The 17,435-nt window shown below is 55.8% G+C and carries 16 protein-coding genes; 5 read left to right on the forward strand and 11 right to left on the reverse strand.

The features are described 5' to 3' along the window. Positions 1 to 512 (reverse strand): fatty acid desaturase (locus ACWIZX_RS15210; RefSeq protein WP_448336394.1); only part of this gene is annotated, 512 nt, incomplete at its 3' end. A gap of 177 nt (positions 513 to 689) precedes the next feature. Here ACWIZX_RS15210 and ACWIZX_RS15215 point away from each other — a divergent pair. The 3 genes from ACWIZX_RS15215 to ACWIZX_RS15225 are packed head-to-tail and all read left to right on the forward strand — an operon-like array spanning position 690 to position 3,031. Continuing rightward, complete coding sequence (locus tag ACWIZX_RS15215; RefSeq protein WP_448336395.1) at positions 690 to 2,063, forward strand: hypothetical protein; 1,374 nt, start codon at positions 690 to 692, stop codon at positions 2,061 to 2,063. Next, on the forward strand, positions 2,060 to 2,629 hold the full coding sequence (locus ACWIZX_RS15220) for an MOSC domain-containing protein (protein WP_322792280.1): 570 nt from the start codon (positions 2,060 to 2,062) through the stop codon (positions 2,627 to 2,629). The genes ACWIZX_RS15215 and ACWIZX_RS15220 overlap by 4 nt, the downstream gene beginning before the upstream one ends. An 18-nt stretch (positions 2,630 to 2,647) precedes the next feature. Further along, positions 2,648 to 3,031: an ACT domain-containing protein gene (locus tag ACWIZX_RS15225; protein ID WP_322792281.1), complete on the forward strand. Its 384-nt coding sequence runs from the start codon at positions 2,648 to 2,650 to the stop codon at positions 3,029 to 3,031. A 9-nt stretch (positions 3,032 to 3,040) separates the two neighbouring features. Here the strand turns inward: ACWIZX_RS15225 and ACWIZX_RS15230 are convergent, their stop codons facing one another. Continuing rightward, positions 3,041 to 5,833 (reverse strand): methyl-accepting chemotaxis protein, encoded by a 2,793-nt coding sequence (locus tag ACWIZX_RS15230; RefSeq protein ID WP_448336396.1) that lies wholly within the window; start codon positions 5,831 to 5,833, stop codon positions 3,041 to 3,043. Between the two features lie 166 nt (positions 5,834 to 5,999). Here ACWIZX_RS15230 and ACWIZX_RS15235 point away from each other — a divergent pair, with 166 nt between their 5' ends. After that, positions 6,000 to 6,941, forward strand: a complete 942-nt coding sequence (locus tag ACWIZX_RS15235) for a DMT family transporter (RefSeq protein WP_322792283.1) — start codon at positions 6,000 to 6,002, stop codon at positions 6,939 to 6,941. Between the two features lie 6 nt (positions 6,942 to 6,947). Here ACWIZX_RS15235 and ACWIZX_RS15240 read toward each other — a convergent pair whose 3' ends face one another. Together ACWIZX_RS15240 and ACWIZX_RS15245 are read right to left on the reverse strand one after the other, a co-directional pair. After that, positions 6,948 to 7,973 (reverse strand): class I SAM-dependent methyltransferase, encoded by a 1,026-nt coding sequence (locus ACWIZX_RS15240; RefSeq protein WP_448336397.1) that lies wholly within the window; start codon positions 7,971 to 7,973, stop codon positions 6,948 to 6,950. A gap of 20 nt (positions 7,974 to 7,993) precedes the next feature. Next, positions 7,994 to 8,200, reverse strand: a complete 207-nt coding sequence (locus tag ACWIZX_RS15245) for a hypothetical protein (RefSeq protein WP_448336398.1) — start codon at positions 8,198 to 8,200, stop codon at positions 7,994 to 7,996. Between the two features lie 210 nt (positions 8,201 to 8,410). Here ACWIZX_RS15245 and ACWIZX_RS15250 point away from each other — a divergent pair, with 210 nt between their 5' ends. After that, positions 8,411 to 8,959 (forward strand): ribonuclease HI family protein, encoded by a 549-nt coding sequence (locus tag ACWIZX_RS15250; RefSeq protein ID WP_448336399.1) that lies wholly within the window; start codon positions 8,411 to 8,413, stop codon positions 8,957 to 8,959. Here the strand turns inward: ACWIZX_RS15250 and ACWIZX_RS15255 are convergent. The 7 genes from ACWIZX_RS15255 to ACWIZX_RS15285 all read right to left on the reverse strand — a co-directional run bounded on the left by ACWIZX_RS15255 (position 8,950) and on the right by ACWIZX_RS15285 (position 17,305). Further along, positions 8,950 to 9,540 carry a protein-tyrosine phosphatase family protein gene (locus ACWIZX_RS15255; RefSeq protein ID WP_448336400.1) on the reverse strand — a complete coding sequence of 197 codons (591 nt, stop codon included), beginning with the start codon at positions 9,538 to 9,540 and terminating at the stop codon, positions 8,950 to 8,952. The genes ACWIZX_RS15250 and ACWIZX_RS15255 overlap by 10 nt on opposite strands. Positions 9,541 to 9,610: 70 nt before the next feature. After that, positions 9,611 to 10,522: a carbohydrate kinase family protein gene (locus tag ACWIZX_RS15260; protein WP_448336401.1), complete on the reverse strand. Its 912-nt coding sequence runs from the start codon at positions 10,520 to 10,522 to the stop codon at positions 9,611 to 9,613. A gap of 11 nt (positions 10,523 to 10,533) precedes the next feature. Next, positions 10,534 to 11,448, reverse strand: coding sequence for a hypothetical protein (locus ACWIZX_RS15265; protein ID WP_448336402.1), 915 nt, complete (start codon positions 11,446 to 11,448; stop codon positions 10,534 to 10,536). A 19-nt stretch (positions 11,449 to 11,467) separates the two neighbouring features. Continuing rightward, positions 11,468 to 11,989 carry a DUF3592 domain-containing protein gene (locus ACWIZX_RS15270; RefSeq protein ID WP_322791933.1) on the reverse strand — a complete coding sequence of 174 codons (522 nt, stop codon included), beginning with the start codon at positions 11,987 to 11,989 and terminating at the stop codon, positions 11,468 to 11,470. An 82-nt stretch (positions 11,990 to 12,071) separates the two neighbouring features. After that, complete coding sequence (odhB, locus tag ACWIZX_RS15275) at positions 12,072 to 13,322, reverse strand: 2-oxoglutarate dehydrogenase complex dihydrolipoyllysine-residue succinyltransferase (RefSeq protein WP_448336403.1); 1,251 nt, start codon at positions 13,320 to 13,322, stop codon at positions 12,072 to 12,074. Continuing rightward, on the reverse strand, positions 13,323 to 16,103 hold the full coding sequence (locus tag ACWIZX_RS15280; RefSeq protein WP_448336404.1) for a 2-oxoglutarate dehydrogenase E1 component: 2,781 nt from the start codon (positions 16,101 to 16,103) through the stop codon (positions 13,323 to 13,325). A 122-nt stretch (positions 16,104 to 16,225) separates the two neighbouring features. Further along, entirely contained in the window at positions 16,226 to 17,305 is a 1,080-nt protein-coding gene (locus ACWIZX_RS15285; protein ID WP_448336405.1) for a zinc ribbon domain-containing protein, read from the reverse strand. Positions 17,306 to 17,435: the final 130 nt, after the last annotated feature.

A 17,435-nucleotide genomic window follows, 5' to 3' on the forward strand; every position in this document is an offset into this window, starting at 1 on the left:
GGGCCGAGGATGAACATCACCAGCGGATTGCGAAAGAAGCGGTAGCCCAGCCGCTGCAGCCAGTGGCGGTCATAAAATTCTTCCAGCGTCAGGGTGGTAACATCCCCCACCCCGCGTTTGTCAAGATTGCCGCTGGTGGCATGATGAATTGAATGGGAATGCCACCACTGTTCACCGGGGGTGAAAACCAACACTCCCAACCAGAAACCGACCATTCGGTTCAGGCGGGTAGAAGGAAAAAAGGAGTTGTGGCCACAATCATGGAAGAAAATAAAGACCCGCACCAAAAACAGAGCGGCAATGAAAGAGAGTACCACGGTCAGCAAATAGGAAATTTGCAGGGTGTAGACCATCAAAACCCATAAACCCACATACGGCACCAGCGTGTTGATCAATTGCCAGACACTTCGGCGGGTGTCTGCCTTCTGGAAGGGGGCAATTTCGCGGTTAATTTCACTCATGCTCGGCAGGGGCTTGCCGTTAATCACCAGTGGAGCGGTTGCTTTTGCCATTTTCGATTCTCCTGGGAATAAAGATGTTTCTGCTTTCATTCTAACCAGCCATGAAGCAGCGTAAAATAGATAATTAGGGTGTAACGAGTCATATTTCAGGTCATATTTATCCGGGCGGCGGGCTGCCCCCACACTCTCCTATTCCATCTGCCCCAAACCGGTATAATTAAGCAAGATATGCCAAAAACATTTAACCGCATTTTGCTTCTGCTATGGGTTATACCAGCTGTGCTGCTTTCGGCTCGACCCGCCACAGCAAGCCGGGCCGCCCAACAAGCTCCGCCCGATTTTTACGCGGTTGCCGAAGCGCCTGCCGTAACGCTCTACCGGAAAGATTACCCCGGCGGCACGCCTGACTACGTGTTGATGGTCAATCTTGCCCACCACGCTGCTGTGCAGTTGTTGACCGGACAAACCCCCGCCCCCTCGCAGGATGCTGATGCCCCCTTCACACCCCAGCCATTGGATAATTTTTGGGCAGAGTTTCAAAACGATGATGAGGATGCCTTTTGTGTGATTGGCGGTCCCTTTTTCCCCGATGAGCCCATCAATGAGCGGCTGGGCTTGAAATCAAACGGCATTTTGCGCCGCCCCGGCGCAACCGCCGCTGAAATGGTTACTCCGCTGGCCATGCTGGAAGTGTGGGATGAATCGGCACGCATCAGCCCATACACCGAAACCGCCTTCCAGCAGTCGGCTGCCCCCCTGGTTGTTGTCGGTCTCAGTCCGCAAGCCGAGCGGCAACCCCAGGACTTTACCAGCCGCAGCCTGCTCGGGGTGCAGGACCGGGATGGTGATGGCACCTTTGAAACATTGTTGGTGTTTGTTTCCAAAACCACGCGGCAGTCGGACGCTGTTGAGGTGCTGCGTTCCTTTGGCGCTCAGGAAATCCTGCTTCTGGCGGATGGTGAGGCAGCTCAAATCAATTGCCAGGGACTGCCTTATGTATTTTCTGAAGGTCAGTTGCCGGTCGCTCTCGGGGTTGCAGCCGGTTTCATCGCCGATTACGAATCGGCGCTTGTCCGTCACACCGAGTGGCCGATTGCAGCCGAAGGCGAATCGGTCAAGGTGGAAATCGTCGTGCGCAACAACGGCAGCCAGATCTGGCAGCCGGGAGAAGTGTATCTTGCCAATTTGCGCAATGACTGGGGAGCAGGCAGCCGCCTTGAAATCGGCGCAGCGGTTGCCCCCGGTGAAATGGTCAGTTTCTCGTTCCTCAGTCAGCCGTTCAAACGCCCCGGCGTGTACACCTCCCAGTGGACCATTCAGCGGAACGGTCAAAACATCAGCGCCCGTCCCATTGTGGTCAATGCCGTAATCCTGCCTCAGGAGCTGGCTTCCCGTAAACAAGAACTGGAAGCTCAGGTACGCGAATGGGCCCGTCAGAAGCTGGAAAATATCGAAGAACTCATCTTGAATTGGATTGAAAGTCAGGTCCGTCGTGGTTTTGACCGTATCTGTCCCTCTGCCGCATTGCTGCCCACCCTTACTCTGCTGACAGGTTGGGTCAACAGCCGTTTAAGTCGTTCAAAAAAAGGAAAACGGAGATGAAAAACTCACGAAACGGGATTGTTGAGGGATTGTATCTCGGCTTGCAGGCTGAATCACTGGTCACCACCCCGGTCGGCGAAGTTCAGGTCACTTTTGAGGGTTTTGCGGGAGATAAACACGCCGGTTGGACGCGCCTTTCCGACAGCCGCACCCCGCATTACGAGCGCGGCACGCTCATCCGCAATGACCGCCAGATTTCGGTGGTATCCAGCGAGGAGCTGGCGGAAATTGCCCAAAGGCTGGGCATTTTGAGCGTTCAGCCGGAGTGGCTGGGGGCAAATCTGCTTTTGAGCGGCATTCCCCACCTGACCCGCCTGCCGCCGCCAACTCGCCTGTTCTTTGAACAGGGGGTGGTACTGACGGTCAGCGGTGAAAACCTGCCCTGCACCGGCCCCGGTAAAGTCATTCAGCAGAATTACCCCGAGCGAGATGACCTTGCCCAGCAATTCGTTAAAGCAGCCCGCGGCCTTCGCGGACTGGTTGTCGTCGTGGAACACCCCGGTATCATCGCGCTTGGCGAGAATGTGCGCGCCGATGTTCCCTCCCGCTATCTTTACCGGCTTTAGCCAGAGAGGAAAATCCCTGTGAACCAGACCCAAGTGTTGAACATCCTGCCCCAGCGGTTGGTCATTTGCCGGTTGGATGCAAGCGAGCCTTTACCCGGTTGGGCTCAAAACGGCTCTTTCTTCTCCATTACCCGTACCGCAGATGAATTATCCATCGTTTGTGAAGAGGGGTTGAACCCATCCGACATCCTTTACGAAAGCGGATGGCGGGCGTTGATGCTGGAAGGACCATTTGACTTTGACCAGATTGGCGTCTTGAAATCCGTGCTGGATGCGCTTGCCGGGGCAAAAATCAGCATCTTTGCCATTTCCACATTTGAAACGGATTACGTGCTGGTACGTGCCGCCGATTTAGAAAAAGCCGTTACGGCACTGCGCTCAGCCGGCCACCGCGTTTGTTGAGCAGACCTTTCAGTTCAGAGAGCGGCCAGCCGCCTGCACGGCTGCTTCCAGCCGGTCCAGGCTCGCCAGAAATTCGGCAGTTACCGCCTCTACCTCGCGGGCTGTTGACTCAAAATCCTGACGGTGTCCATTGTTGAAGGTTTCCACCGCCCGCCGGGTCAGTTGATGGAAACGAATGTGCACCGCTTCCAGCGCTTCAAACTCGGGCAGATGGGCGTAGTGCTGCCGGCCCGGGCCATAGTACCAGCGTCCCAGCGAACACTGTTCATGCGTCACTACGCCATAATTGTTGAGGCGGTTTTCGAGGCGCGCAATTTGCAGACGGCGCAGCCAGGCGCTGTGCGCCTGCCTGACCAGCTGGAAACGCAGCGATACATCCCTACCATTGTCGGTCTGGAAATTGGCCACCATTTGAATCAGCGTTTGCGCCAGTTCTGCCAGCAAATTGGCCGAGCGGGAAACTTCTTCCACCTGCGCACTCATCTCTTCGGTTGAAGCCGATACTTCTTCGACCGCAGCGCTGTTTTGCTCGCTGATGCTGGCAAAATTTTCAATTGCCTCACTCACTTCACCAGAGCCGGCAGCCATTTCTTCGGTGGCAGCCGTATTTTCCTCAACCACCGCTGAAACACTGTCCATCGCGCTGGCCAGCTCCTCTGCCAGCCGATCAATTTTCAAGGCTGCGCGGGCAATTTCCTCCCCAGACTGCAAACCCTGCTGCGAAGCCAGCAGCAATTCATCCAGCGCATGGCGGGATTGATCGGCCAGCGCCACACCCTGCTGCACCTCTCGACCGCTTTCCGCCATTGAGCGTACCGCTTCATCCACTGCTTTTTGAATCTCCCGAATCAAGGCCGCAATTTCACGGGTTGCCTGGCGGGCCTGTTCCGCCAGTTGGTACACCTCCTGCGCCACCACCGCAAAACCATTGATCCGCAATTCAAACTTCTTCAAACTGGAAACATTGAAGCCAATCTGCACAATGCCGGGTTGATCGGCACGCGAAACACCCACAAATTTATACACCTCGTCATCAAAGGAACGTTTTTGTGATTCCTGACACAAAACCCCGTCTTTCTGGTGAATCAACTGCCGGAAGGGATAAGCCTGTTCTTTGGGATCGGTGGGAAATTTCCAGCCGATTAATTTGGAATCGTTGGATAGCACCACCACGCCATCCTCGTCGGTTGCCAGCACCATATCCAGCTGCGCTATCTCACCCAGTTTTTGCCAGTCACTGAGCGGGCGTTTATCCCACCCCGAAAGCAGCAAATGGTTAATGATTCGGCACTGAGCCGTCATTAACCGGTCAAGCGTAATTTCGGTCATCTTCTTGCTTTGCACTTCGGCATGGGCGGCTTCGATTGCAGCGTTGATCGCCAGAATGTTGGTCTTGGCGGCAATATCATCAATCGTTTCCAGAATCATGCCAATCTGCCGGGAACGATTACCCATCTCCTGTACTTTTTGCGTGGAAAGATCTACCACTCTACGAATGCGCTCCATACCGCGCGCCGTATCTTCCACCACGCGAGCCGTGTTCTGGCTGGTTTCCACCGCATGGGTGGAGCTGCGAACCTGCTGTTCGGCGGAAACACGGATTTCGCGGGCGGCTTCGGTGATCTGGTTGGCAACCGCAGCTGCTTTGCCCACCGCCGCCGCCTGCTCCTGGGCGCCGCGCGCCACGCCGTCAATGGCACGCGTCATCTGGTGAATGGACGAACTGGTCTGGCTGACCGCAGTTGCCTGCTGGGAAATCCCCTGAGCAACCTGTTGAATGGTCATGGCAATTTGAGAACTGGCCTGCCCGCTTTGATCCGCTGCGCCGGACAACTCATCCGAAGCCTTGCTTACCGTCAATGCGCTGTTGGCGAACTGCCCGATCAGCGTCCGCAGTCTTTCCACCATCTGTTTAAGGGTATTTCCCAGTAAGTCATCCTCGCCTTTCGGTTCGACCTGCACGGCGAGGTTGCCCTCACCCAATGCCTGCGCCACGGCTGCCACATCCTCCAGATAGGTTTGGGTTTCCAGCAACCCCGCCGCCAACGTGCCGGCTTCGTCTTTGCGTCCGGTAAGGCGAGCGATTTTTTCCATCTGCTCAAAATCCATCTGCAAGGCACCCCGTGCAATCTCCTTCAAATGGGCGGTTACCTCTTCCAAAGGACGGGTGATGTGCAGACTGAGGCTGATGCTGGCCAGCATGGAAAGCCCGGCCGCCAACAGGCTGGCAAGGATCAACACCGCAGCGGCTGATTGGTAGGTGCGTCCGCTGGATTGATAGACGCTTTCGGCGACCGCCTCATTGGCCTTCACCAACTCATCGAACGATTGGCTGACCAGCTTTTTATTCTGAGCCAGACCGCCGTTTTTGAGCGAATCATACACCACGGTACGGTTACCGCTGTCGGTCAGGGTCATGGCTTCCAGCACGGATCGCTGGTAAGATGTCCAGTAAATCTTGAAGTTCGTCAAAGCCTGCACGGCATCCGGCGGGACATTTCCATTCTCGTACTCCCCCAAAAAGGCGTTGATGGAATCCATGTTCTCTTTCAACATTTCGCGGATTTCAGGCCGGCTTTCCGGCAGCATCACATAGGTCAGCAGGTTGCCGTGCAGTTCATAGAGGGTCTTATGGGCCGCGCCCAGTTTTTTAATCGGCAGGGTCTGATCGAGGTAAATTACCTCCACGCCGTGTTGAATTTGACGCAAATTGAAAAAGCCCACCGCCGCAACCAGCAAGACAAACAGCACCCCCATGACCGCCGATCCAATCAGTTTCGTACGGGTGTTAAAGCGACTCAAATCCACTTTTTCATCTCCTTGGGATTTGCTTAAATAGAGAAAGGATGAATGCCAGTAATGTTATAGCAACTGAAGGACAAAAATTCCATAAAATCCGTCTGTTGAGCGCGTAAAATTCAGGTAAAATCCGCCTTGTTGTTTACCACATCCTCAAGGAATCGCTCTCATGACCATCACCATAAACGCAGCCCAAAGCCGCACCGCCGGTAAAGGGTATGCCATTGCCCTGATTGGGGTACTCATCTGGTCAACCACCGCCATCTTCATCCGTTACCTGACCGCCTATCAGCAAATTCCACCCATCCTGCTGGCGGCCTGGCGCGATTTACTCGCCAGCCTGACTATGATCCTTGTGCTGGGGGGCTTCCAGCGTCGTTTGCTTCACCTGCCCAAAGCTCATTGGGTGTTTATTGTGGGGTACGGCATCATCCTTTCGCTTTTCAATGCCCTGTGGACACTTTCCGTCGCTTTCAATGGCGCAGCCATTTCGGTGGTGCTGGTTTATAGTTCGGCGGCTTTTACAGCCATCCTCGCCCGTTTCCTGTTTCGCGAAAACCTTTCGTTCGCCAAGGGACTGGCGATTGCCGCCAGCCTGAGCGGCTGTGTGCTGGTTGCCGGGGCTTTACAACCGGAAATGTGGCGGTTGAACCCGCTCGGCATTCTGACCGGCCTGCTCTCCGGGCTGGCAATGAGCGGATACAGCCTGTTTGGCAAGGAATCGGCCCGGCGCGGGATGAGCGCGTGGACTGCTCTGACCTACACCTTTGGAATTGCGGCTGTCATTCTATTTTTCAGCAGCTGGCTGTTGCCATCTTTTTTAGGCGGCGTACCCGCCGGCAATTCTTTCATCCCCTCTCTGGAAAATACCGGCTGGGCAGCGTTGATTTTACTGGCGGTCGGCCCGACCATTGGCGGTTATGGACTTTACACGCTCAGCATGAGTTACCTGCCGGCTTCGGTGGTCAATCTCATCGCAACTTTGGAGCCGACTTTTACCGCCGCCCAGGCTTATTTTGTGCTGGGGGAACGCTTCACCCTTGAGCAGGTTGCGGGCAGCCTGTTGATTCTGGGCGGAGTGATCGCTTTACGGATCAGTGAAAAAAACTGAACACCATCAACTGGCTGCTGCCCGGTCTTTACGTGCCACCCGCAAAACGGCAATTTTGGTGGGGTGGTTGAACGGTGATGGATCAACCGGCGGAGGAGAAACCCGCGTTTGCGGAAAACCGGTCACATCTTCGGGAACCGGGATGATCTCTTCCAGCCAGAGATAGCCGCTCTGAGATACTTCATCAAAGATACGGATTAACCCTGCTCCGCTCATGTAGAGTGCATTATTGACCACAATCAGCACCCCGTCATGGGCAACCAGCGGACGGACTTTGTTGAGCAGCGGCAGTGTTTTCTCGTTAAGGAAAATCTCACCATTGAAACCGGTTGAAAAAAACGGCGGGTCGAGAATTACGCAGTCAAACAACTGTTTGCGGCGCCTCAGCCCATCCACCACCTTGAAGAAATCGCCGATCAGGAAGTCTTCCTCGTTAATCGGCCAGCCATTCAAACGATAGGTGGCGCGCGCTACCTCCAAAAAGCGCGGATTCTGGTCGGTCTGTACCACCCGCCGCGCCCCGCCGGCCAGTGCGGCCGCTCCAAGGCTGCCCGTGTACGCAAAAGTATTCAGCACACTTTTACCCGCCATGTGATCTTTCAACCAGCCGCGCAGGTTGCGGGTATCCAGATAAAAACTGGCATCCTGATTCAAACGCAAATGGATGGCATACTTCACGCCATGTTCTACAATCTGCGTGGTTAACGAATGCTCATCCCCAAACCGGATCACTCCCAAACGGGAAGGCATGTTGCGGAGGCTGCGGGTCTTATGCACCACCGCCGTTATCCACGGGAACTTCTGGATGAACCATTTTTGCAACTCGATCAGCAGAGGGCGCAGAACCACCGGCTTTTCATGGTAGTTAAAAATGACCAGTGTGCTGCCATAAAGGTCAATCACAACCTCTGGGAATCCCTCATAAAAGCCGCTGAACAGGCGCAACGCCGTTTGATGCTGTTCATCCATCAGCGGCCAACGTTTTTGCAGCGCCCTTTCTACCTGTCTGAATAAAACTTCAGCGTCCGGCATCCAATCGCTCATCCTGTTTATTATAACGTCAGTTCGGCGTAAGCCCTTTTCGCAGCTATTTCAGCCTCCCCCAATATTGATTTTGCGATATTGGGGGAGGTGGGAGTGGGTTCATTTTGCTGCTGTCTGGGTTTTGCGCTTGTGCCAAACCCACGAAAATATAACCAGCCCTGGTGGTGAGACCTTACATTTTTCTTAATCCAATCTTTACCAATTTTTGATTGCATTTTTACATAAATCCTGCATAATCATAATCAAGTGAAGCAATCGAAAACTCACGCAGGCTGCACAGGCAAACCAATGAGGTCTTCACCCAACAGGCAAGTTCCGAGATTCAACCTTTCATCTTCTTCCTTCCCTCTGGCTCACAATGAGCCCTCTTCTTCCCGACCGGCGATGGAATTCTCCATCGCCGGTTTGCGTTCAGCGAGGAAAGCATGACACTCACATTGTACTTTGACGGTCTCTTCATGGGCATTCCCAAAAAGAATTGCCCCGCGCATGGCGCCGGTTTCATGTGTTACGGCTGGATTGCCTGGCGGGGCAACCGTATCATTGCGCGCGGACACGGAGGGTATTTGCGCGGCAGGGATGCCAGCAGCAACATTGCCGAGTATCTGGCCTTGATTGAAGGACTGGAAGCCCTGCGCGATATGGGTGTGGAAGGGGAAACCCTCCATATCATCGGGGACGCCAAATCGGTCATTGAGCAAATGGAAGGGGTCGCCTCAGTTCACTCCGACCAGATTCGTCCCTTGCACGAAAAAGCCCAGCGGATTGCGGCTTCCTTCAGCAACCTGAAATGGCGCTGGATACCGCGCAAGCACAACCGCGAAGCCGATGCACTCACCCGCCGCGCGTTGCGTCAAATCCGCTCCAATCCGGGCAGCTACTCAGCCGCCCTACAAGCAATCAACCCGGCGCTGCCCGGCAGCCGCCCAACGCGCAAATTCTGGCCGGTGCTGGATTTGCGGATTTACTGCTGAGCCAGCATTTTCGCAAAGCGCTGAATCTGTTCCTGTTGAACGCGGGTCGGGCGGATAAAAATCCGCACCTGCCGAATCTTCTCCCACGCCGCTTCGGGTGTAAGACCTTCCGCAATTAAACAGGCAGCTGCCATGCTCGGCGCGCGCCCCACACCTGCCCCGCAGTGAATATAAACCTTACCGCCGTTGGCTTTAATTCTCCGGTAAAAAGCCACACCCGCGTGTAAATCCTGCAAAGATGGTGCATTGTCATCCACCGTTGGCAGGTGAAGGTAATTGGGTAAAGCCAGCCCTAACTGGCGGTCATCAAATTCGGCTCGCAAATTAATCACGCCGTTGATTCCCCATCCCTGCAAAATACGCCATCCGCGCCGGCGGAACTGCGCTCCCACAAACAAATGAGGGGTAATCTCGCACTGGGCGCGGAGTGGGCGATCCAGAACCACTCGATTGAACACATTGAACATCCACCACAGGGTAGCCTTTACCCCCTGAGTAACCAGGCGAATGCGAAATAGACGCACAAATTTGACAAAAGTCAGGCTCGCTTCGCGGTCGGCTTTACCTTCGATCTCCACCATTCAACTCCCGATTCATATTCAATGTCGGGATTGTATCTATAAGCCGGGCGGAAATCAAGTTAACATTCCATTAAGCCGGACGGGTCTGTTGGTACAATGCTTCCAGCCCGGCGGAATCCAGAAAACCATCCGCAGCCGATACCGCCCCAATTTTGTAGGAAGCAAAAACGACTGCCTTTTGCAGCGCCTCCAGCGCTGAATCTCCCTGAAAAAAGGCGTGCAGGAAAGCGGAGAACAACGCATCGCCTGCCCCAATTGTGTTTCGCACCGGGCGGGTGCTCACCGCCGGGATGTGCTCCACTTCCTGCCGACCGCGTTCGGCCAGCAGGCAGCCCCGGCTGCCCAATCCAATCACTATGATTCTGGCGGGATAGCGGTCGCGCACAACCTGGATCCACTCCTCCGGCGGGAGGGGTAATTTTTCATGACTCATGAAGAGAATATCGGCAAACTGCATAAAATCGCGGTTGTAATCATCCTCAAGGTCACTGACGGCGTGAACATCGGTTGCGATTGGCTTACCCAGCCGGCGCGCCTTGACCAGCAGCGGACGCGAGAAGTTGATGTTGCACAGCACAGCCACATCGCAGGCGCTCAAGGCATGCTCCGCCTCCGCCGGCGGATAAATTTGTTCTTGAATATCCTTCAGGTCGGTGTGAATCTGGCGGTTGCCCTGCGAATCGTACAGGATGACGGATTGAGGGGTTTGTTCCAGTTTTTGCAATACTCCCGCCGAGGGGATTTGATCTTCTCGCAGCGCATTCAATACCAGCTGCCCGGCAGCATCCTTGCCGATCAGGGAAAGGAATTCCACATCATTTCCCAGCCGTGTCAGTGCTTTGGCAAGGTTATAGCCCACCCCCGAAACGCTGGAATGAACCCCAAAAAACGGGAAATTAACCGGGTTGTATTCCAGCGGGAAGCGCTCAATCCGCAGGGTCGTTTCGATGTTGATGAGACCCGATACGAGAAAACGCGTCATGCCGAATTCACTTATACCACCGTTTCCACGATGCGGGTCAGCACATGGCGCTCGACCTGGGCATCGTTGTGGGGTGTCGGCACATCCCGGAACAGATACCAGTCCTCGACATGCTCAATGAAGCCCTGTGGTGGAATCGTTTGCAAAGGGCCCAACGTTTCCAGTTCCAAAAAACGCTCGTTGGTGAACACTTCAACATTGCAGCCCAAATCGGGATACAGCGCTCCACTTTCAACCGCGAAACGTTTGATGAACAAATGGCCGCGGCGGGCATAGGCGCACCAGCCGCCGGGGATGAAAGCCCCAATCTTCTGGGCAATTTTAATCAAGGGGTCTTGCCGCACCAGGATGTACTGACGCCCCCAAATCAAACGCGAATCGCTCAGGTCGGTATACGGCCACAACGCAAGGGAATTCACCGGCAGCAGAGCGGCCGGGTCGGTGTGCGCCAGGCGCGGCGGCAGCGGCAGAATTGCCGTACCGCCCGGCAGCATCACCGAAAGCGCCCATGGGGCAAGCCGCACTTCCCACACGCTGCGGTTGTACAGCCGGTGAATCACCCGCACATGAGTCCCCACCGGCGAAAGGCGGATTTCCATTTCCTTCTGGATGCCGGTGGTGCGCTCAACCGGTTGGATCAGACGCACACCATCCCCCATATCCCGCCATTCCAGCGGTTCGTTATCCGGGTAGTAGGTGCGCGGGTCGGCTTCCGGGGCGTGCCACAGACGATGACCGCCGTACATGCGCCATTTCTCACCGCCTGTTTTGCCCTGCTCTTCTTCCAGCTCGGCAAATTCATTTTCCTCATCAAGGAAGCCATACCGCAAAATCCGCGGCCCAAACTGGGTGGAGATGACCACATCCACCAGTTCATTTTGAAAACGGATACACTCCTGCCAGCCGTTGAACGATACCATCTCCATAGTTGACGCCTGCCTCTTTCTAAAATCCACGGGTATTGCTGAGCGAACTGAGTAAAATACCGCCCACACCCAGACACAAAATTGAAAGACCAACCACAATCAGAATAATGCCGGCAACCAGTTCAGCTTTGCTGGTGAGCCGGGTTTCCAATACCGCCTCGGCCGGATTTTGAGGGTTGTAATACACCCTTACCAGCTTTCCCTCCGGATAACCGGCGATCTGCTGTTCAACCTTTTTGCGGTTGCTAATGGCTATCTTCGATCCCACCCCCATGCGATCGCTGGTATAGGTGACGCCCTCCACCTGATATTCAAAACGCACAACCGGAGCATAGGTCGAGGTAGTGTGACCATCCTCATCTTCACTTTCATGCTCGCTGATGCGCGACTCAATCACCCGTCCGCTGGTCGTTGGCCAGTTTACGCTCTGTTGGGCTTTCTGCTTGTTCTGTTGATAACGGAGAATTAACCAGACCCCTATGGCGGCAAAGATTAGAAAAAGAGCACCGATACAAACAACACCGAAAAGCATGCTACCCATGGACGACCCCTCCCGTAATCAAGAATTCCTTTTCATTATACATAACTTTATCACGGGAAAGGTCGTCCACCAGGCATTCTTTTCAACCGCTCTCAACCAGCAATTGTCCCGGGTCTTCGAGCATTTGTTTGATGCGCACCAGAAATTGTACCGCCTCGCGGCCGTCTACGATGCGGTGATCATAACTCAACGCCAGATACATCATCGGGCGGATGACCACCTGCCCATTGACCGCTACCGGCCGTTCCTGAATGCGGTGCATACCCAGGATGCCAACCTGCGGTGGGTTGAGAATCGGCGTACTCAGCAGCGAGCCGAACACGCCACCGTTGGTAATGGTAAATGTGCCGCCGCGCAAATCATCCAGGGTGAGCGTTCCTTCGCCCGCTTTGCGGACAAACTCGCCAATCTTGCGTTCGATCTCGGCAAAACTCAGGTTTTGGGCGTCCCGCAGCACGGGCACAACCAAGCCCTCCGCATCCCCCACCGCAATGCCGATGTCATAGTAATATTTCCGCACAATTTCGTTACCCTGAATCTCGGCATTCAGGTTGGGAAACTCGCGCAGGGCGGCAATGCAGGCCTTGACAAAAAAGGACATGAAGCCCAAATCTACCCCGTGACGTTTTTGGAAGGCTTCGCGGTAGCGTTTGCGTAGAGCGATGATCTCGCTCATGTCCGCCTCGTTGAAGGTGGTCAGCATGGCGGCGCTCTGCTGGGCTTCCACCAGCCGGCGGGCAATCGTCTGACGGCGGCGGCTCATGCGGATGCGCTCCTCACGCCGTTCTCCGGTCAAGGCTGGCTCGATTGGCGGCGCAGGTTGAATCGGCCGGGCAGGCGCTTTGGGCGGTTCGGCGGATTTCACCGGCTCGCCTGCAGCAGACTTCTGGCGGCTGAGGTAGTTCACCACATCCTCGCGGGTGATTCTGCCGCCTGCCCCACTGCCGCTCACTTCCTGAAGGGGCACACCTTCCTTTTCGGCAATTTTCCGCGCCAGCGGGGTTGCGGCTGATGAGGGCATATCTTCCTTTTCAGTTGGTAATTCGGGCTGTTGTGCGGCGGTCTGCTGCGGGGCAGCCAGCGGCTGAGGCATGTCCGCTGGCGCAATCATGCCCAACACCTCCCCCACCCCCACCGTTTCACCGGCCTGCTTCTCGATGCGGGTCAGCACACCATCCACCGGCGCGCTCACCTCCAGGTTGATTTTGTCCGTTTCCAGCTCCAGCAGCACTTCACCGGCGCGCACCACCTCGCCCTCTTTTTTTAACCAGCGTCCAATCGTGCCTTCCAGAATGGATTCGCCCATTTCGGGGACTTTGACCGGTATGCTCATCTACTCCTCCTCTTGCGGGTTTGCTGAAAATGCGCGGGAAATCAACCGCTGCTGATTGTAGAGATGCAGGGCGTTCGACCCTTCTGCCGGGCTGGCGCTGCGCGGGCGGCCGATGACCTGCAGCGGCTTGCCCCAAACCTCCTCAATAAACGGACGCACAAACTCCCACGCGCCCATGTTTTGCGGTTCTTCCTGCACCCAGCGCACTTCCTGCAAATTGGGATAACGCTGTAAAAGCGCGCCAAGCGGTTGCGACGGGAAAGGCGCCAGTTGTTCCACCCGCACGATTGCCGTTTGCGGATTTTGACGGCGCACTTCACTGACCGTGAGGTCTACCGCAACCTTACCACTGCACAGCAGGACGCGCTCCACCTGTTCAGGCGGGGTGCTATCCGCCAACAGGGCTTGAAATCCACCCTGCGTAAAATCCACCGCCGCCGAGGCCACCAGCGGATGACGCAGCAAACTCTTGGGGGTCATCACCACCAGCGGCAAAGGGGATTGTTGAATGAGGCGCGCCTGTCGGCGCAACAGGTGAAAATACTGAGCGGCTGTGGTACAGTTGACCACTTGCAGGTTTTCATCGGCATACAGGTTGAGAAACCGCTCAAGGCGGCCGCTGGAATGATCCGGCCCCTGCCCCTCAAAGCCGTGCGGCAGCAGCAGCACCAACCCGGGTTTCAGCAGCCATTTGGCGCGCGCCGTGGTGATAAATTCATCCACCATTACCTGCGCGCCGTTGATGAAGTCACCATACTGCGCTTCCCAGATGACCAGCCGTTCGGGGGCTTGAATGCTGTAGCCGTACTCAAAGCCCAACGCAGCCAGCTCCGAAAGCGGGCTGTTGTGAATTTCAAAGGATGCCATTGCCTGAGGTAAATTTTGCAATGGAATGTAGCGTTCACCGCTTTGATGGTCAAACAAGGCGGCATGGCGCTGGCTGAAGGTGCCGCGCAGCACATCCTGCCCGGTCATCCGAATAGAGATGCCCTCTTCAAGAATTGAGGCAAACGCCAGTTCTTCGGCCTGCGCCCAGTCAATCGCCGGCCAGTGAATATCCTCCAGCCATTTGTTGCGCCGCTCACGCGCTTTGGTCAGCTTGGGGTGCAGGTGAAAATTCTCCGGAAGTTGCTGCAAAGCAAGGCTGAGGGCTTGCAGCCTTTCAAGAGAGATGGCGGTTTCCATGCCGTTTAAATCCGGCTGGTCCGGCGTTGAAAAATCGGCCGGCCCATTCAGCGCGGCGTTCACATCCAGACCGGTCAGAATATCCTGCAGCCGTTGTTCACAGCCGCGGATCATTTCTTCTTCCAGCAAGGGGGTCAGTTCGCCCATTTCGATCAGCCGCTGCGCCCACTGCCTGCGGACAGTTGGGTGCTGCTCGATAATGGCATACAGGCGCGGCTGGGTGAAAGAAGGCTCGTCCCCCTCGTTATGTCCGTGCCGGCGGTATCCAATCAGGTCAATCACAAAATCGCGGTGAAAACGCTGGCGGTAAGCCCATGCCAGGCGCACTGCTAAAAGACAGGCCAGCGGATCATCGGCATTGACATGCACAATCGGCACGCGGAAGCCTTTAGCCAGATCACTGGCAAAAATGGTGCTGCGCCCATCTTTCGGGTCGGTGGTGAAACCCAACTGGTTGTTGGTGATGATGTGGATCGTGCCGCCGGTGTGGTAGCCTTCCAGTTTATACAGGTTGAAGGTTTCGGCAACCACCCCCTGCCCGGGGAAGGCCGCGTCGCCGTGAATCAAAACCGGCAGAGCCGCCAGCGGGTCGAATTGCGGTGGGCCGGGCTGGTGGGGCTGGCTGCCAGCCGCGCGCGCCATTCCCTCCACCACCGGATTGACCGCTTCCAGATGACTGGGGTTGGGTACCAGCGTGATTTCGATACACGCCGCGCATTCATCCCCTGCGGCTTGCCTCCCACCAAGGTGATACTTGACATCCCCGCTGTACCCCAGCGCGTCATCGCTGCGCAGGCGGCGTTCCAACGGGTCTTTGAACTCAGCCAGGATGCTCTCGTAGGGCATTCCCAGCACATGCGCCAGCACATTCAAGCGCCCGCGGTGCGCCATGCCCATCAACACATGCCGCATCCCGCCTTCTCCCGCCAGCCGGATCAATTCATCCAGCATCGGCACCAGCATATCCACACCTTCAATGGAGAAGCGGGTCTTACCCGGGAAAGCGCGTTGTAAAAACCGCTCAAACACCTCCACTTCGGTCAGGCGTTCCAACAACGCAATCCGCTCTTCGGTTGTCCATTGGGGCTGGTAGCGTTCTTCTTCAACGGCCTGCCGCAGCCAGTTGCGTTCCTCCGGGGCGCGGATTTGCAAATAATCGTGGCCAATGGTTCCGCTGTACAATGAACGCAGCCGCTGAATGGCTTGCCGGGCGTTCTGGCTGCGTTGAACACCCACCTCCCCCACCAGACTGGCCGGCAGTGCCGATAATTCCTCAACCGTCAGCCCGTAGGTGGCTTCGTTCAGCCATGGGTCGCCGGGCGGCTGCGAACCCAGCGGGTCTAAACGGGCGTTGAAGTGTCCGTATTGGCGGATGGACTCGGCCAGACGCCCCACCGCCACTGCCTTTTCCAGTGAAAACCCTTCCTCGTCGGCAGCAGGCAGATGAGATACTTTAGCCTTCCCATCATCCGTGGGTGGAAAGCGGTCAAAAAAAGCGCGCAGGTTTTCATCAACGGCAAGCGGATCCTCGCAATATTTTTCGTATAAATCCTGTAAATAGGCCTGATTGTATCCGCTAAATTCTTGCCAGTCCATGCTGCCTTCTCCCTTTACCTGCCGGCTTGATTCATCCTAATCTTACCGGTCGTGACTGGCGGCTGTCAACCGAACTCGCATGAATTGAATAAGGTTGCACAACCGTTCGGCTTGCTGAAAGCTCAACGCTCGGCTTGAATGCGGACCACTTTTCCGCGGCTGTTGACATCCAGAATCCAACGGCTGCCGGGTTGCGCCTGCTGGAAGAGGGACAAATCGCCGGTTTCATAGGTGTAGGTTTCACCATCGGCACGAAAGATAATTTGATACACTGCCTGCTGAGAACCAATCCGCTGATCGCTGCCCAATTGCGGTTGAGGGAAGACCGGATTTCGGTCAGAACCGCTCAACGTCAAAACATCCGCTTCGCTCCAATCCAGAATGGAATAACGACAGTATTCGGCATAGACCTGATAAACACAGTCCTGCACCACCTCGCCAAAACCGGTGCCCTGATCCACGGTGTAGGGTGTACCGCACACTTCGGTTGCCACCGGCTGGGGTTCGTCCGAAGTGAAGGCATAGCGGTATTCACAGCTGAGTACTTGCGCAGCAGACGGCAGATTTTCGCGCCAATCGGCGCGCTCCACGGGCTGTAAAGCCTCCACCACCAGACGGGTCTGCCAGACGGCGGACTCAACCGTCCCGACCACTTCACTGGTGCGGTTGAATACCCCACTGATGGCCAGCAGGCAGCCGATCACCGCCACGATGACAACCGCAACAGCCACCATCAAACCGGTGCGCGAACGGGCTTTAGGCGGGGCAGCGGCCGGCGCAGGCGGCGGAGTTTTGGACAGCGGCGCGCCGCAGCTACGGCAATAACGGGCAGCCGCCGGGTTGAGCGAACCGCATGCCGGGCAGGCCACATTTTCAACAGGTGCGGTTGAAAAAGCCCCAACCACCTCACCGGTCTTGCGCTGAGTGCCCTCTTTCAAATCTGCGCCGCATTGACGGCAGGTTTCGGCATCCGCCGGGTTGCGGGTGCCGCAAAAACCGCAGTGAATATCCGGTTTTTGCGCGGCAATTTTTTGGGCTTCCCCGCCGGTAATCAATTCCTGTTCAAGGGGTTGTTCAAATTTCACATCTTCCGGCTGCGGCGCACCGCAGCCAAGACAAACCTTTTCCACACCCGGGTTGCGGGTTGCACAACGCGGACAGGTCCATTCGAGTTGAGTAAAGCCGAGCGATTTTCGCGCCACAGTTGCTTCTCCTGATATTTTTGATCAATCGGTTCAACCATTTAAGTTTACCTAAGTTTTGAGTTTTCACCCAACCGGTTTAAGTAATCATCTTCACCCCATCCTCCTGACGAACCGGAGTATAATCTCG

The sequence above is a fragment of the Bellilinea sp. genome (assembly GCF_053501535.1).

Coding starts and splice junctions, on each gene's coding strand:
- ACWIZX_RS15215 (WP_448336395.1), top strand. CDS start 690: ATGCCAAAAACATTTAACCGCATTTTGCTTCTGCTATGGGTTATACCA.
- ACWIZX_RS15220 (WP_322792280.1), top strand. CDS start 2,060: ATGAAAAACTCACGAAACGGGATTGTTGAGGGATTGTATCTCGGCTTG.
- ACWIZX_RS15235 (WP_322792283.1), top strand. CDS start 6,000: ATGACCATCACCATAAACGCAGCCCAAAGCCGCACCGCCGGTAAAGGG.
- ACWIZX_RS15240 (WP_448336397.1), bottom strand. CDS start 7,973: ATGCCGGACGCTGAAGTTTTATTCAGACAGGTAGAAAGGGCGCTGCAA.
- ACWIZX_RS15245 (WP_448336398.1), bottom strand. CDS start 8,200: ATGCAATCAAAAATTGGTAAAGATTGGATTAAGAAAAATGTAAGGTCT.
- ACWIZX_RS15250 (WP_448336399.1), top strand. CDS start 8,411: ATGACACTCACATTGTACTTTGACGGTCTCTTCATGGGCATTCCCAAA.
- ACWIZX_RS15255 (WP_448336400.1), bottom strand. CDS start 9,540: ATGGTGGAGATCGAAGGTAAAGCCGACCGCGAAGCGAGCCTGACTTTT.
- ACWIZX_RS15260 (WP_448336401.1), bottom strand. CDS start 10,522: ATGACGCGTTTTCTCGTATCGGGTCTCATCAACATCGAAACGACCCTG.
- ACWIZX_RS15265 (WP_448336402.1), bottom strand. CDS start 11,448: ATGGAGATGGTATCGTTCAACGGCTGGCAGGAGTGTATCCGTTTTCAA.
- ACWIZX_RS15270 (WP_322791933.1), bottom strand. CDS start 11,989: ATGGGTAGCATGCTTTTCGGTGTTGTTTGTATCGGTGCTCTTTTTCTA.
- odhB (WP_448336403.1), bottom strand. CDS start 13,322: ATGAGCATACCGGTCAAAGTCCCCGAAATGGGCGAATCCATTCTGGAA.
- ACWIZX_RS15280 (WP_448336404.1), bottom strand. CDS start 16,103: ATGGACTGGCAAGAATTTAGCGGATACAATCAGGCCTATTTACAGGAT.